Below are 15,318 nucleotides of genomic sequence, written 5' to 3'. Positions count from 1 at the left end.
CTGTAACACTTGCACTATGCCGCGGCTTAGCGAGCCGAGCCCATATGTGGAGTTCGACCGAAAGCAATGGCGTGCGCTTCGTATGTCGACGCCGCTGGCCCTCACCGAGGAAGAACTGGTCGGCCTGCGGGGCCTGGGTGAGCAGATCGACTTGCTCGAAGTCGAAGAGGTCTACCTGCCGCTGGCCCGGCTCATTCACCTGCAGGTCGCCGCGCGGCAGCGACTGTTCGCCGCCACCGCCGAATTCCTCGGCGAACCCCAGCAAGCCCCGGACCGGCCGGTGCCGTTCATCATCGGGGTGGCCGGCAGCGTGGCGGTCGGCAAGTCGACGACCGCCCGTGTGTTGCAGGCGCTCCTGGCGCGCTGGGACCATCACCCCCGGGTGGACCTGGTCACCACCGACGGCTTCCTGTACCCGAATGCCGAGCTGGATCGCCGAAACCTGATGCACCGCAAGGGGTTTCCGGAGAGCTACAACCGCCGGGCGTTGATGCGGTTCGTGACGTCGGTCAAATCCGGATCGGACTACGCCTGCGCGCCGGTCTATTCGCACCTCAAATACGACATCATCCCCGGGGCCAAGCACGTGGTCCGCCACCCCGACATCCTGATCCTGGAGGGCCTCAACGTTCTGCAGACCGGTCCGACCCTGATGGTGTCGGACCTGTTCGACTTCGGCGTTTACGTCGACGCCCGAATCGAAGACATCGAGCAGTGGTACGTATCGCGATTCCTGGCCATGCGCAGCACCGCCTTCGCGGATCCCGAATCGCACTTCCACCACTACTCGGCGTTGAACGACACCAAGGCGGTCGCCGCCGCGCGCGAGATCTGGCGCTCGATCAACCGCCCCAACCTGGTCGAGAACATCCTGCCCACCCGGCCACGCGCCACCCTGGTGCTGCGCAAAGACGCCGACCACTCCATCAACCGGCTGCGGTTGCGCAAGCTCTGACGCCCCGCACCCGGCCGGGCGGCAGATCACGCCTCGAGGCGACGCACTCCCAGGTATTGCAGTCCCGCGAACGCCGCGGTGTATGCGCCGGTGGCCAGCGTCAACGCGACGCCCGTCAGGGTCAGCGGCAGCGCTTCCGCGGCCACGATCGAGGCCAGCGTGAACACCACATTGACCACCATGACGCTGATACCGACGCGGCGCAGTTCCGGTAGCGCGCCGAGGCTGAACACCAGCAGGCCGGCGAGCACGAAAACGACGCCCACGCCGTATTCCTGGAAGGACGTCAGGCCGGTCAGCGACGAAATCGGGTCGGCGAGGAAGGCGATGGCCAAGCCGAACATGCCCGTCAGGGTCGCGTCGGCACGCACGGCAAAACGCAACAGCGAGTCCGTCGAGTCGTAGAGGGGCCGGGTCGAGATTGTTGATACGCCGGTAATAGAGCTCATCTGCTTACTCCTCGCGATGGCGGGTTGGGTCGAACAGCTTTGAGGGTGCCGCCAGTGCACTGCCATATCGACTCGTGGCGCTGCCAACTAGTGCCACGGATACAACGACGAGGTGGTTCACCCGACTTATTCCCATCGGCGGGTAAATATTTGACACGCGCCAACCACGGGGCCTCAGCGGCCCCAAAAGCCACAGAAGTTCCTGACCTCGGCGACCGCGGTGGACTGCTACCCGTTCGAGTCGCTGGGAACCGGGATCCGCCCACGAAGATCGGCGGCGATCAAGCGGGCCGCGGCGTTCTGCCAGTTGTGCAGCGAACGCTGCGGCACCTCGGTGACGAACCAGTGCCAGGCTTGGCGCGCGGTCGGATCCAGCCCCGAGGCGGTGGCGTTCTGCGCGTAGGCACGCACCCCGACGACGTAGGGGAAGTACAGCGAGTTGTAGTAGCGCCACTCTTCGCTGGTCCCGAAGTCGCCGCCGTCGCGCGGTTTGAGCCGCGCTATGCCGTCGGCCAGCACGGCCTTGAGTTCGTTGGCCCGCTCGATCGGTTGGTCGGGGGCTCCCCGGGCCGCCAGCCGCTCGTCGATCAGCGGTAATGCGGTCAGCGGGCTGGCGACCAGCTTGGTCAGGTCACCGTAATGGCCCAGCGCCCGCCGGGTGAGTCTGGCGAAGGTGACGTCGTCGACGTCGGCGAGCGGGTGCTCCTGGCGCAGGGGCAGTGCCGCACCGGTGTGCCGCAGCGCGGCCCGATCCGCCCGCAGCGCAGGCGATTTCGAGAATGCGAGCCGGTCGAGCAGGCCGGCCAGCGGATCCGCGAGCACCTGCACGGTGATCGCGATCGCGAGGCTGGTGAACAGCAGCACCGTAAGCGCGGTCTGCGCGCCGGGATCGTTGCCGGTCACCGCCAACCCGATCAGCGCCTGGCCGCCGAACAGCACCGCCACCGCCACCGAACCGGAGAACGAGCGGAGCATGTCGGCGCGCAGCGCGTGACCCTCGTCGAACGCGTCCCACAGGGCGACGGCGACTCCGAGCCCCAGAACATCGCAACTCGTGGACGCCAGCGCGACCCAGCTGGGCACCAGGCCCAGCGGAATGATCAGGATCGCGTTGCTCAGCGCGAAGAACAGGGTGGCCGTGATGGCCAGTCCCACCGCGGGCTTGGGCCGCCGCGGCCGGCGCAACACGGCGGCCATCGCGCCGAGCGTCGACACCGAGATCACCGCGAACATCAGCCAGTGGCCCGGCCGCAGCGGCCCGTCGACGCCGCCGGCCAGCGTCGCCCCGAACAGGGTCAGCGCGGCAACCGCGGCCACGAGCAGCAACTCGCGGGCGCGGCCCCGGGACACGTCGCTGGGCCGGGACAGCTCGATGAGCACCGCGAACCACGCCACGCCGGGGACGGTCGCCAGGTAGATCTCGGCTCTGCTCAACGCCGGAGCGTACGCGGGACTGGCGATCCGGACCGCGTCCAGCCCCACCACGAGCGCGAACCCACACAGTCCGATCGCGGTGAGCGCGAGGACGGGCTTGCGCGGATCGCGGGCCGCCAGATAGAGGCCCAGCCAGGCGCTCAGCGTGAACACCACCGCCGACAGCGCAGCCATGCACTCAGTGTGGCACGCGGGCGCTTGAGACCTTCGGGGGTTACTTGCCGTGCCGGCGATCCCGCCGGCTGTAGTCGCGCAGCGCGCGCAGGAAGTCGACGCGGCGGAACGCGGGCCAATGCGTTTCGCAGAACCACATCTCCGAATACGCGCTCTGCCACAGCAGAAACCCGGACAGCCGTTGCTCGCCCGACGTGCGGATCACCAGGTCGGGGTCGGGCTGGCCGGACGTGTAGAGGTTCTCGGAGATGGCGTCGACGGTCACGGCGTCGACGAGTTCCTCGCCGGCGGCGCCGTTGGCGAGTTCCTTGTTGAGCAACGCACGCACCGCGCCGACGATCTCCTGCCGGCCGCCGTAGCCGACCGCCACGTTGACATGAAAGGACGCGACGCTGGGCGTGGACTCGACGGCCCCGCGCAACCGGCGGGCCGGCTCGTCGCCGAGCAGTTCCAAGTCCCCCACCGTGCGCACGCTCCAGCGGTTGGCCGGTGCGCAGATCTCCTCCACGACATCGGTGATGATCTCGATCAGCCCGGCCAACTCGTCGGGATCGCGTTGCAGGTTTTCCGTGGACAGCAGGTACACCGTCGTCATTTCGACGCCGGCTTCCTGACACCAGCGCAGCATCTCGGCGATCTTGGACGCACCCATCCGGTAGCCGTAGCTGACGTCTACGTATCCCGCGTCGCGGGCCCACCGCCGGTTCCCGTCGCACAGCACGGCGATATGCCGCGGCAGCTGTGACTTCGAGGCGGCCAGGCCCTGCCGCAGCCGCAACTCGTAGACGCGATACAGCGGCTCTTTGAGGCGCGGTGGGATAATTTCCACGAACATCCACCCTACTGCCAGCGGTGATCAATTCACCGGTCTCATTTCGGCTCGGTGCCTGAGAAACCTGAGAAGTCGAGACTGCGCCGTAACCATCCCTCGCTACTGTGGATTCTGAGCAGCCTTGGGCGACTTCCGCCGGTATCCATCGTTGCGAGAACAAGACACAGGAGACATGAGCAGCCAGACCAGCACCGTCCCCAACCCGGAGCCCGAATCCGACTCGATCGTTCCGGGGAACACCGTCGAGCAGTTCGCCGAGGGCGCCGCCCAGGTCTTGGGCAAGCCCCGGATGCGCGGCTGGATCCACTTCGTCTCCGCGTGGCTGGCCATCATCACCGGCGCCACGCTGGTGTCGGTGTCGTGGGCGGCCTCCTCGCCCCGCGCCGGCCACTCGACGCTCGTCTACGCCGCGGCGACGGTGGCGATGTTCGCGGTCAGCGCGACCTATCACCGGGTGCAGTGGAAGTCGGACGTCGCGCGCAGCCGGATGAAGCGGCTGGACCATTCGATGATCTTCGTCTTCATCGCCGGTAGCTACACCCCGTTCGCGCGGCTGGTCATGCCGCAGGACACCGGGGTGCTGGTGCAGTGCATCGTGTGGGGCGGCGCGGCCGCCGGCATCGCGTTGAAGATGTGCTGGCCGACAGCGCCGCGCTGGGTCGGCGTGCCGCTGTATCTGCTGCTGGGGTGGGTGGCCGTCTGGTTCGCGCCCACGATCCTGCACCAGGCCGGCGTGGCCGCGATGGTGCTGCTGGCCGTGGGCGGCGTGTTCTACAGCGTGGGCGGCATCTTCTACGGGCTGCGCTGGCCCGACCCGTGGCCGAAGACGTTCGGCTATCACGAGTTCTTCCACGCCTTCACCGCGATCGCGGCGATTCTGCACTACATCGCCATGTGGTTCGCCGTCTTCTACACGGGCGACCACGCCTGGCTATTGGGCGGCTAGGGCTGCCTCATCACCCCGATCAGGCGGGGGTGACGTCGTCGTCCGGCGACCAGTAGGCCTTCATCGAGGCGATCTTGCCTCGGCTGTCGAAGACCATGACGTCGATCGGCTCGATCACCATGCGGTGCTCGCCCGCGGTCACGGTCAGCCGGAATTGGAAGGCCGCCTCGTTGCCCGCGACGCGCAGCGTCACCAGTTCGCACTCGCGCTGCAACTCGTTGATCGCGGAGTAGAAGCCGTGGATCGCCTGCCGGCCGATGTGCACCTCGCCGCCGACCGGATCTTCGACGGTGGCGTCGTCGGCGTACAACTCGACCAAGTCGTCGGCGCTGCCCTTGGCGACCAGTTCGATGTAGCGGTTGACCGTGTTCCTGATCGCTTCGGTCTTGGCGGCATTCGGCATGGGACGCAGGGTAACCCCGCGCTCGTGGCGATCGCCAGCGCGGGGTAGCCGGGCGTGGCGGGTCGCCGCCATCGGCTTCAGTGACCCGCAACACCCAGGGCGGCGGCCAATTCGGTTGCACCGGTCACCGGCAGGTCGCAGACCTGGCCGCGGCACACGTAGGCGGCGTCGGCGCCGCCCACACGGGGCCGACCGGCCAGCAGCGGCGACGAATCCACCTCCCCGCCCATGACGATCGCCCCACCCGGTGCCAGCCGTCGCGCGTCGGCCAGCAGCGTCGAGGCCGACGGGTCGCAGGCAACCGCGATCTGCAGCGGTCCGCGCACCGCCGCTTCCGCGACGGCCAGCCAATGCCCGGCCGACCGCGGCGCGCGTTCCAGCAGCACCGAGTGCGCACCCAGCGATTCGGTGGCCGCGCGCAGGTACCGCTCGGCACGATGACCGTCGACCAGGTGCGCGGCGGTCAGCAGCGCCTCGGTGATCGACGACGCCCCCGACGGGGTCGCGCCGTCCAGCGGGTCGGCCGGCCGGAGCACCAACCGCTCGGCGTCGTCGGCGGTGTCGAACCAGCGGCCGGGTTGTGCATGATCGGCGAAGTGCGCCAGCGCGGTGTCCAGCAGATCGGTTGCCGTCGTCAGCCAGATCGCCTCGGCTGTCAGCTGATACAGCGCAAGGAGCCCGGTGGCAAGCATCGCGTAGTCCTCGAGGATCGCAACGCTCTCGCCGACCACGCCGCCCAGGCTGGCGCGCCGCAACCGGCCGTCGACCACATGCAGATCCAGCAGCGCACGCGCGCAACGCCGCGCGGCTGCGGCCAGTTCGGGCTCGCCCAGCGCCAAGCCGGCTTCGGCCAGCGCGGTGATCGCCAGCCCGTTCCAGGACGAGACGACCTTGTCGTCGCGTCCGGGCTGCGTTCGGGTGCGCCGGGCGGCCAGCAGCGCGGACCGCACCCGGTGCAACCGCTGCGAATCATCGGCATCGGCGCGGGCCTGCAGCACCGAGGTGCCGTGCTCGAACGTGCCGCTCTGGGTGACGGCGAAAATGCTTGCCGCCCAAGGCCCGTCGTCGGGTCCGAGCACCTCGTTCAGCTGCGCCGGTGTCCACACATAGGTCGAACCCTCGCGGCCGTCGGCGTCGGCGTCCAGCGACGAGGTGAACATGGCACCGTCGGCCAGATCGTCGAGCAGGAATCGGGCGGTCTGGGCGGTGATCCGGCGCGCCAGCGGGTCATCGGTGCGCCGCGCCCAGTGCGCGTACGCGCGCAGCAGCAGGGCGTTGTCGTAGAGCATCTTCTCGAAATGCGGTACCACCCAGGCATTGTCGACGCTGTATCGGGCGAAGCCGCCGGCGAGTTGGTCGTAGATGCCGCCCCGCGCCATCGCGTTGCCGGTGTGCGATACCGCCGCAAGGGCCGCCGGCGAACCGGTGCGCTCGAAGTGGCGCAGCAACGCCTCGAGCAACGCCGACGGCGGGAATTTGGGCGCACCGCCGAACCCGCCGTGCACCGCATCGTGCTCCTGCAGCAGCGTGGCGACGGCGTGGTCGCACAGCTCCGGCGCCACCGAAGGACCGGCGCCAGGCAGACCGGACGCCATCTGGCGTAGCTCGCCGGCGATATGGTCCGAGGCCTCCTCCACCTCGCCACGACGCTCCCGCCACGTCGCGGATACGGCCGAAAGGAGTTGCAGGAAACCATCTTTCGGATAGTAGGTGCCACAGAAAAAGGGGCGGCCGTCCGGAGTGAGGAAACAGGTCATCGGCCAGCCGCCATGCCCGGTGAGGGCGACGGCGGCGTTCATGTAGACCGCGTCGATGTCCGGGCGTTCCTCACGGTCGACCTTGATGCAGACAAACCCCGCGTTCATCGCGGCGGCCACTTCGTCGTCTTCGAATGATTCGTGGGCCATGACATGGCACCAGTGGCAGGCGGCGTAGCCGACGGACAGCAGGATAGGCACGTCACGGGCGGCGGCATCGGCCAGCGCCTCGGGGGTCCACTGGTGCCAATGCACCGGATTGTTGGCGTGCTGGCGCAGATACGGGCTCGTCGCCAGGCCAAGGGTATTCGTCGAAGCGGAGTCAGCCGGGCTCATCGCCGGGCCCCGGGGCTCGCGGCGAGCCGTCCGCCTCATCCCGGTCGACCGCGTCGGTGCCCTCGTCGGCGGCCTGGTCCGGTTCGGGGTGCTTGGGATCAAACGTGTCCGGCACCTTCTTCAACTGCCGGTTCATCGAACGCAGCAGGAACAGCGTGCTGATCAACAGCAGCACGACGATCAGCAGCCCGATCGGGCTGGCCTTGCCGAAATCGGGGCCGGTGTGGTGCGGCTGGCCGTCGGCTTGCCAGCCGAGGGCGGCGAGAAACAGGTGATTCACTCGTCGCTCTCGATTCCGGCGAACAGGTCATCCTCGGGTAGGCGGACCGGAACCCGCGACCGCGCCAACTCGAATTCCTCAGTGGGCCAGAGCCGTTGCTGCCACTCGATGGGAGCGGCGAAGAAGTCGTGGTCCGGGTCGATCTGCGTGGTGTGCGCCCGCAGCGCGTCGTCGCGTTGGCTGAAGTACGCCGAGCACTCGACGCGCGTGGTCACCCGGGACGCGAACGGGTCGTGCTTGGCGTCCCAGTGCTCGAGCCACTTCTTGAACGGGGGTTCATGACCGTGCTTGATGGCTTCGTCGTGCAGCAACTGCATCCGGGCGCGCAGGAAGCCGTGGTTGTAGTAGAGCTTGGACACCGTCCACGGCTCGCCGGCGTCGGCGAAGCGCCGATAATCGCCGGCCGCCTCGAAAGCGCCGACCGAAACCTGATGGCAGCGAATGTGATCGGGGTGGGGATAGCCGCCGTTTTCGTCGTACGTGGTCATCACGTGCGGACGGAACTCGCGGACCACCCGGACCAGCGCCTCCACCGACTCCTCCAGCGGCACCAGCGCGAAACAGCCCTCGGGCAGCGGCGGCGGGGGGTCACCCTGGGGTAGGCCGGAGTCGACGAAACCCAGCCAGGTGTGCTCCACGCCGAGTATCTCGGCGGCCTTGGCCATCTCGTCGCGGCGAATTTCGGCGATGTGTCCGTGCACCTCGGGCAGGTCCATCGCCGGGTTGAGGATGTCGCCACGCTCACCGCCGGTCAGCGTCACCACCAGCACTCGATGGCCCTCGTCGGCGTAGCGGGCCAGCGTGGCCGCGCCCTTGCTGGACTCGTCGTCGGGGTGGGCGTGCACCGCCATTAACCGCAATTCGCTCACGTGCCCCCTTGTCTCACCTGCTGGTCGCCCGGTCTGACCCTATAATTCCAGTTTCGAGTTCGTTGCATGCTGTCGGCCGGTGCCGGGCAGCCGACAACCAGGCATAACCAGCTATGACCGAAACTCCTGCCTCGCGTCCGGAGGCCCGCTACGGGCGCTCCCGGCTGTCGCGTATCCCCCGGCGGTGGGTGATCCTCACGCTGGGCGTGCTGGTAGTCGTGGCGGGGCTCGTCGTTGCCCTCATCGGTTATCACCGGTTCGGCACCAGCGACGTCAAGGGGACGATGGCCGGCTATCGGGTGATCGACGACCAGACGGCGTCGATAACGATCAGCGTGACGCGATCGGATCCGTCGCGGCCGGTGGACTGCATCGTGCGGGTGCGATCTCAGGACGGCAGCGAGACGGGCCGGCGAGAGCTGCTGGTCCCGCCGTCGGACGCGGCCACCGTGGAGGTGACCACGACGGTGAAATCCTTCGAACCGCCGGTGGTGGCCGACATCTATGGCTGCGGCACCGATGTGCCCGCCTACCTGCGCCCGGCGTGACCTTCTAATCCGCGACCGAACTGAACCGCAAGTCGGGACACCGCTGTGTTCGGACCGCTGGGCACCGCACTCCACGATCCGTGTGTGGTCGATGACGCGAACGAGACAGTTGCGTAACGCATTCTCCTTGGCGGGACCGAACCTCTTCTCGAGGGTTTCGTTTTGCGGCCAACAAGCGGAACCGAGAACGTGTTGCTGGACGAAACGCGGCGAGTCGAAACCTATTGGGCTGCAAGCTCGTCGCGATTCTCGACGAAAAGGAATTCTTTACCAATCGTTTTCGAATTATCGATCTCGTTAATTTCTAACAAATTCGTTTGTAGAAACTCTACCCATTCAAACCAAACGTATGTCATAGTCACACGCTAAGGGGTTCCTTCCTCGAGAGGAGGTGTGTACCGATGAAGATCGCAGTAGCGACAGCCGGCGCCACCGTCGCGGCCGGCGCCACCACTCCCGCGCCCTTCAGGTTGTGGCGAACCCCTCGTCCCTGAACGGACTCTAACTTTTTATCTTGCGGCCTCTCGCCGCATTAAATGACCGAAGCGCGCGGGACTCACCAGCATGGCATCGAAGAGTGTCTGCGTAGTGCCATAATTCCCCGCCCTGACTGCAGAAGTTCGGCGAAACTCACCAGCCTGCGCGATTGGCGAGAATTTCGCGCGCGAGACGGCGCAGATGGCACTCACCATATCGCCGGCCTAAAACACTAATTGCGGCTGATTTCGCCGCTACCTACAGAGAGGTCGAGTGTCATGTTTGACACACGATTAATGCGGATTGCGGCCGCTGCCGCAATCGGGCTGTCGCCCACCTCGATATTTGTCGCTCCTGCGGCGAATGCCTATTGTCTGCCGTTCGTCGGCTGTTACGGGCCGAACATACCGAACCCTGTAGCACCGCAGGCTCCAATGATGCCGCACGTGCCTGCCATGCCAGCAGCGCCGGCCCCGGTGGCAGCCCCTCCAATAGCGCCACCTGTGGCGCCTGTGGCGCCGCCCCCCGTCTTGGCTGCGCCCCCGGCTCCGATAGCACCAATAGCGCCGCCACCCGTTTTGGCGGCACCACCCCCGGCTCCGCTCGCACCGCCGGTCGCGCCGCCACCCGCACCAGTCTTGGCTGCACCACCTCCGGCGCCCGCGATAGCACCACCAGCACCTGTGGCCCCGCAACCCGAGGTGCTAGCCGCGGCACCGCCGGCACCCATTGCACCGCCGCCGGCACCAGTTCCGGCCGCGGCTCCGGTAGCGCCTCCGGTGGCGCCGCCGCCTGCGGTTCCTGCCGCGGTACCTGATCTGCCAGCACCACCGGCAGCACCAGTACCCGCCGCGGCCCCGGTGGCACCACCCCCAGCGGCACCACCTGCGGTTCCGGCCGCTGCCCCGGTAGCTCCGCCACTAGCGGTGACACCGGATATGCCGGGTAACGATCCGCAGCAGACGCTAGATGCGTTGCGGAATGCAGGTGCCATACCGTCGCCTGGCAACCCCGTACCGGGCCACATGCCAGCACCGCCGCCTGCGGCATCGGAAACAGCTCCTGCACCGGCCAACACGCCGATGCAACAGCTGAACAACCTGGAGAATGAGCAGCGCGCATCCCAAGGGTTACCGCCGCTACCGCCGCCACCGGCTCCTGCACCCAACGCAGCGCCGCCACCGAACATGCAGCAGATCATGGGTCCGTTGCAGAACGGGACGAACCCGTCAGCGCAGCCAGCTGTGACGGCACCAGAGCCCGGGGCACCAGTAGGGCCGGCACCCGGCTCGCCACCCGCCATTCCGGCTTCCGCGCCGGGATCGTCCGGTCCGATGCCTGGTGTTCCGGCCGACACCTGCAGCCCTGCGGCCGGGCCGTGTAACAACAATTCGGCGTACAACCAGGCGATGTTGGGCGACTGCCAGATGGCTGGGAACTGCGACAGGGTTCAGTTGTTGCCGCAATACACACCCGGCCCTGGGTCTCAGCCAACAGGGGCACCGGCAGCTGCAGCACCGCCAGTTGGCCCGACTCCTGCGGCCACAGGGGGGGCTGGCCCCGGCAATGGGGCGCCCGCGGACGGCGGCTTACTGCTGGGTAATCCCAATCCTGCGGGTAATCCTGCGGCGGTCTCGCCGCAAGCCTCTCTCTATAACGAGGACGCCTACCCGAGGATGGCCTGCTATCAGTCTCTGATGAGCGACGCCACGTGTGGCAACCTGCCTGAGTTCAACACCAATAACCCGGGGATGAACGTCACGGCCAACGTGATTCCTGCTTCCGGTCCGCAGACGCCAATCACCGATGCGCCTCCTATGGGCTTGCCTAATCCATGTCCAATGGCCAACGGTTACTGGGGCCAATGTGCGCCGCTCGGAACCCCGTCGACACCGGCTGCCGCTCCGCTGGGCACAGCTCCGGCCGTCCCGGCAGCAGTTCCAGCCCCGATCACAAGTGGAATTCCTGCGACCCCGGCCGGACCAGCGCCGGACAGCTACTGCGCAACGTTGATAAACTGCGACTTCTCGTCGATGCCGCCGTTTGATCCGAGCGCAGGAGCGCCGGATGCGGTTCCGGCTGCAGCACCGGACAGCATACTGCCGCCCAACAATGCACCGCCACCTGCTCAGGGTCCATGCCAATCAGGTGCGGCAGTAGGTCCGGACGGCTCCTGCGGGGCTCCGGCAACTCCACCGCAGGATCAGAGCCAACCGGCGGCATGCACATCGTCCAGTGTGTTCTCGACGGGTAGCGACCCACATCGGGCCATCTTGGTTGACGTCAATGGCGCCAACTATTGCGTGGCACCGGGGAACCCACTGTCCCCGGCAGTAAATCCGTCAGACAGTCCTCTCTCAACGCCGCCCGCTAACCCGTATGCCAACTGCATCGGCTCGGCCTGTGTGCAAGATATCCACAACAGTCAGCAAACCTTCCCGACAGACGGCCAGACCTACAACGGTATGACCTACAATGCCAACTGCATCGGGGGCGGATGCTGGCAGGATGCGAACGGCAACACCGTTCCTGACCCACGGCCGATACAGCCGGGTGAAGGGGCATTAGCGCCAGCGCAGCAAACCAATCAGGGTAACGCCCCGCAGTACCAGGGTCCGTGCCCAACCGGCGTTGCAGTGAATGGCCAGACTGGCGCGTGCCCAGCAGCCCCAGCGAAGCCAGCAGTCTCTCCGAGTAACACAAACACCACTACCACGCCTTTAAATGACGGTCCTGGCAGTGGAAACTGCAATCCCGCCAAGTGGGGATTCAGGTGCATCACCGGCTAAGCGAAAGGACGTAGCCAGGTCCAGACTGCGGCCCCCAACCCCCCGGCCCGCAGTCTGGCTCATGGCTATGGCATTACGCCAAGGTCAATAGAAGGGCATGCGCATTGAAAACTCTCTACACAGCGGTGGCGGCGACTTCTTTGCCCTCGCGCCAGTCATCGTTGCCCCGGCCGCAAAGGCCGGTTCCTCCTGTAGTGGAAATGGCGCAAACGCCAGGTCCGCATGCGGATCCTGCCTTGTATACGCCGCAATGCCATGGGCTCCCAGCCGACAAGGCCGCACAGTGTGCCGACCGCATTGCCGTCGGGCGGACATAATGCGCGCCATTGTCGCGGCCTCCGTCGCCGCCACGGCAATAGTCCTGGCTGGCCTCGCGCATGCTGACGGCAGCGCAAGCCTGAACGCCGCTGTCGAGCAGCTCTATAACAAATACCAGGCACGGTGCACCCCCCTGACGCCGCCACACTTCCAAGGCATCCAGATCACCGGTGATGGACACGGCCGGGTCATCGACACCAACCCCAGCTTGGGTGGACCGTTCGAATATATGAAGCTACCCAACGGGGCACCAGGAGTTCCCGGCGCGCAGTATCTCCGCGCAGACGCCAATGACGGCAGCGGGATCTACTACGTCGCCTTTAACTTCTGCTAAGAGACGGCATGCGAAACGTCATCGTCGCGGCGCTATCGCCCTCGCGCCACCGACGGTCCTTGCTCCTATTCCCTCGGAGCCACCGGCCTATTGTGGGCTACCTAAGCCCAACTGAACCCCGAGTAATTTCGGGTGTTTAGCGGGGGTGCACAACGGCCAAGCCCGCAAGGCGGAGCATGTACGGGCACGGTGGCGCAGGTAGCTGACTGCGACGCCCGTAATTTCGGCGGTTAAGCGATTAGACGGAAATCGTTGCGTGGTTGGGCTTATAGCTCCGCTGTCGGGCTGCTTATACTTGCGCCGCCGGCCAGCGCGTGATGCCTGAAGCTTGGGGTGGCCCAACATTCCTGAAACAGACGGCGCTTCAGCCCGCTGAGGACTTTGCCCAAGGTGACGTCCCGCGGCCTTGGCGGCGGTTCCCATGCATCGCGCCGCTATCCCGCTTCCTGCTGGCGCTGGGTCTCCCGTGCCATGTCCTTCGACCCTCAGCGCCTCGTGTAAGGCCTGGTAAATCCTGATGGAGCAAAGCGGTAAGCAACATTTTGCGCGGTGGTAACATGGACTAATACACGGTTCCGGTTGGGACCGTGTTGCTGCATTAGCGGCCGTGAGCAAAACGGAGCGGCAGCACACGGGGCGGGACGCACACGTCGGGAGCGGCGGAGCTAACAGGACTCAACGCGAACTCGCGGAACAACATACGAGGAGCACGACGAGATGACGGACACTTCCGTGACCTGGCTTACCCAGGAGTCACACGACCGACTCAAGGCCGAGCTCGATCACTTGATTGCGAATCGTCCGGTCATTGCCGCGGAGATCAACGACCGCCGCGAGGAAGGCGACCTGCGCGAGAACGGTGGCTACCACGCCGCCCGCGAAGAGCAGGGCCAGCAGGAGGCGCGCATCCGCCAGCTGCAGGACCTGCTGAACAACGCGAAGGTCGGCGAGGCGCCCAAGCAGTCCGGCGTCGCGCTGCCGGGCTCGGTGGTGAAGGTCTGCTACAACGGCGACGAGTCCGACACGGAGACCTTTTTGATCGCCACCCGCCAGGAGGGCGTCAACGACGGCAAGCTCGAGGTGTACTCCCCGAACTCCCCGCTGGGCGGCGCTCTCATCGACGCCAAGGTGGGCGAGACCCGCAGCTACACCGTGCCCAACGGCAACACGGTGAAGGTGAAGCTGCTCAGCGCGGAGCCCTACCACTCCTGATCCGATGGCGGCGGGCCGCCCGGGCCCGCCATTAGCTTAGCGCCCGATCGAGATCGGCCAGCAGGTCGGCGATGTCCTCGATGCCGACCGACAGGCGCACCAGATCGTCGGGCACTTCCAATTGCGACCCAGCCGTCGAGGCATGCGTCATGGCGCTGGGATGCTCGATCAGCGATTCGACCCCGCCCAGCGATTCCGCCAGGATGAACACCGTTGTCTTGGCGCACAACTCGCGGGCGGCGTCGCGGCCGCCGCGCATGCGCACCGACACCATGCCGCCGAAACCGCGCATCTGCCGTGCGGCGACCTCATGTCCGGGGTGTGATGGCAGACCTGGGTAGAGCACGGTGCTCACCGCGGGGTGGCCGGCGAGGAATTCCGCTACGGCCGAAGCGTTTTCGCTGTGCCGCTGCATGCGCAGCACCAGCGTCTTGAGGCCGCGCATCGTCAGGTAGGCGTCGAACGGGCCGGGCACCGCGCCGGCCCCGTTCTGCAGGAAGGCGAACGCCTCGTCCAGCCCCTGGTCGTTGGTGACCAGCGCACCGCCCACGACGTCGGAGTGCCCGCCGATGTATTTGGTGGTGGAGTGCAGCACGATGTCGGCGCCCAGGGTCAACGGCTGCTGCAGCGCTGGAGAGGCAAAAGTGTTGTCCACCAACACCTTTGCCGAACTCTGCCGGCCCAGTTCGGCCAGGGCCGCGATGTCGGCGATGGACAGCAGCGGGTTGGTGGGGGTTTCCGCCCAGATCAGCCGGGTCCGCGGCGTGATCGCGGCGGCGACGGCGTCCAACTCATGGAGCGCCACCGGGGTGTATTCGACGTTCCACTTTGTGAAGACCTTGTCGATCAATCGAAAGGTGCCGCCATAGGCGTCGTTCGGGATCACCACGTGGTCCCCGGGCCGCAGCACCGCGCGCAGCGCGCAGTCGGTGGCGGCCATGCCCGAACCGAAGGCTCGCCCGTAGGCGCCGTCTTCGACGGCGGCCAGCGCCGCTTCCAGTGCGGCCCGCGTCGGGTTGCCGGTACGCGCATACTCGAACCCGCCGCGCAGGGAGCCGACACCATCCTGGGCGAACGTGCTGCTGGCGTAGATCGGTGCGTTCACCGCGCCGGTTGCCGGGTCCGGCCGATAGCCGGAGTGAATGGCTTTGGTGGCCAGCCCGGTGAACTCGGGATGTCGGTTGGGGTCGTCGCTCATCGACGAT

Annotated in this window: 13 protein-coding genes; 5 read left to right on the top strand and 8 right to left on the bottom strand. The window is 66.7% G+C overall.

The window, feature by feature from the left end; translation table 11 throughout:
• Positions 1-16: 16 nt before the first annotated feature.
• Positions 17-955: a type I pantothenate kinase gene (coaA, locus tag AC5Y4T_RS16735; RefSeq protein WP_499918351.1), complete on the top strand. Its 939-nt coding sequence runs from the start codon at positions 17-19 to the stop codon at positions 953-955.
• A gap of 26 nt (positions 956-981) precedes the next feature.
• Here coaA and AC5Y4T_RS16730 read toward each other — a convergent pair whose 3' ends face one another.
• The 3 genes from AC5Y4T_RS16730 to AC5Y4T_RS16720 all read right to left on the bottom strand — a co-directional run bounded on the left by AC5Y4T_RS16730 (position 982) and on the right by AC5Y4T_RS16720 (position 3,841).
• Positions 982-1,404 carry a hypothetical protein gene (locus AC5Y4T_RS16730; protein ID WP_499954362.1) on the bottom strand — a complete coding sequence of 141 codons (423 nt, stop codon included), beginning with the start codon at positions 1,402-1,404 and terminating at the stop codon, positions 982-984.
• A 228-nt stretch (positions 1,405-1,632) separates the two neighbouring features.
• Positions 1,633-3,012 (bottom strand): hypothetical protein, encoded by a 1,380-nt coding sequence (locus AC5Y4T_RS16725; RefSeq protein ID WP_499918353.1) that lies wholly within the window; start codon positions 3,010-3,012, stop codon positions 1,633-1,635.
• 40 nt (positions 3,013-3,052) lie between these two features.
• Entirely contained in the window at positions 3,053-3,841 is a 789-nt protein-coding gene (locus AC5Y4T_RS16720; RefSeq protein WP_499954472.1) for a (2Z,6E)-farnesyl diphosphate synthase, read from the bottom strand.
• A 175-nt stretch (positions 3,842-4,016) separates the two neighbouring features.
• Here AC5Y4T_RS16720 and trhA point away from each other — a divergent pair, with 175 nt between their 5' ends.
• The gene (gene trhA, locus AC5Y4T_RS16715; protein ID WP_499918354.1) at positions 4,017-4,790 is read left to right on the top strand and encodes a PAQR family membrane homeostasis protein TrhA; all 774 of its coding nucleotides are present in this window, start codon (positions 4,017-4,019) and stop codon (positions 4,788-4,790) included.
• Between the two features lie 19 nt (positions 4,791-4,809).
• Here the strand turns inward: trhA and AC5Y4T_RS16710 are convergent, their stop codons facing one another.
• From AC5Y4T_RS16710 to mca, 4 genes are all read right to left on the bottom strand, one after another.
• Positions 4,810-5,193, bottom strand: a complete 384-nt coding sequence (locus AC5Y4T_RS16710; RefSeq protein ID WP_499950529.1) for a nuclear transport factor 2 family protein — start codon at positions 5,191-5,193, stop codon at positions 4,810-4,812.
• A 77-nt stretch (positions 5,194-5,270) separates the two neighbouring features.
• Entirely contained in the window at positions 5,271-7,286 is a 2,016-nt protein-coding gene (locus tag AC5Y4T_RS16705) for a thioredoxin domain-containing protein (RefSeq protein ID WP_499954360.1), read from the bottom strand.
• Positions 7,273-7,566 (bottom strand): hypothetical protein, encoded by a 294-nt coding sequence (locus AC5Y4T_RS16700; RefSeq protein ID WP_499918357.1) that lies wholly within the window; start codon positions 7,564-7,566, stop codon positions 7,273-7,275. Before AC5Y4T_RS16700 ends, AC5Y4T_RS16705 begins: the two co-directional genes overlap by 14 nt.
• On the bottom strand, positions 7,563-8,435 hold the full coding sequence (mca, locus tag AC5Y4T_RS16695) for a mycothiol conjugate amidase Mca (RefSeq protein WP_499918359.1): 873 nt from the start codon (positions 8,433-8,435) through the stop codon (positions 7,563-7,565). The genes AC5Y4T_RS16700 and mca overlap by 4 nt, the downstream gene beginning before the upstream one ends.
• A 113-nt stretch (positions 8,436-8,548) precedes the next feature.
• Between mca and AC5Y4T_RS16690 the strand changes: the two genes are divergently transcribed.
• The 3 genes from AC5Y4T_RS16690 (at position 8,549) to greA (ending at position 14,113) form a co-directional block, all read left to right on the top strand.
• Entirely contained in the window at positions 8,549-8,983 is a 435-nt protein-coding gene (locus AC5Y4T_RS16690) for a DUF4307 domain-containing protein (RefSeq protein ID WP_499918361.1), read from the top strand.
• A gap of 3,582 nt (positions 8,984-12,565) precedes the next feature.
• The gene (locus AC5Y4T_RS16685; RefSeq protein ID WP_499918362.1) at positions 12,566-12,901 is read left to right on the top strand and encodes a hypothetical protein; all 336 of its coding nucleotides are present in this window, start codon (positions 12,566-12,568) and stop codon (positions 12,899-12,901) included.
• A 717-nt stretch (positions 12,902-13,618) separates the two neighbouring features.
• Positions 13,619-14,113, top strand: a complete 495-nt coding sequence (gene greA / locus AC5Y4T_RS16680) for a transcription elongation factor GreA (RefSeq protein WP_067348672.1) — start codon at positions 13,619-13,621, stop codon at positions 14,111-14,113.
• Positions 14,114-14,144: 31 nt separating this feature from the next.
• Here the strand turns inward: greA and AC5Y4T_RS16675 are convergent, their stop codons facing one another.
• The gene (locus AC5Y4T_RS16675) at positions 14,145-15,311 is read right to left on the bottom strand and encodes a cystathionine gamma-synthase (protein ID WP_499918363.1); all 1,167 of its coding nucleotides are present in this window, start codon (positions 15,309-15,311) and stop codon (positions 14,145-14,147) included.
• Between the last annotated feature and the right edge of the window lie 7 nt (positions 15,312-15,318).

Source organism: Mycobacterium sp. NGS11 (assembly GCF_059813315.1).
Note: the sequence above shows the minus strand (reverse complement) of the source record. Positions and strands in the feature narration are given on the sequence as shown.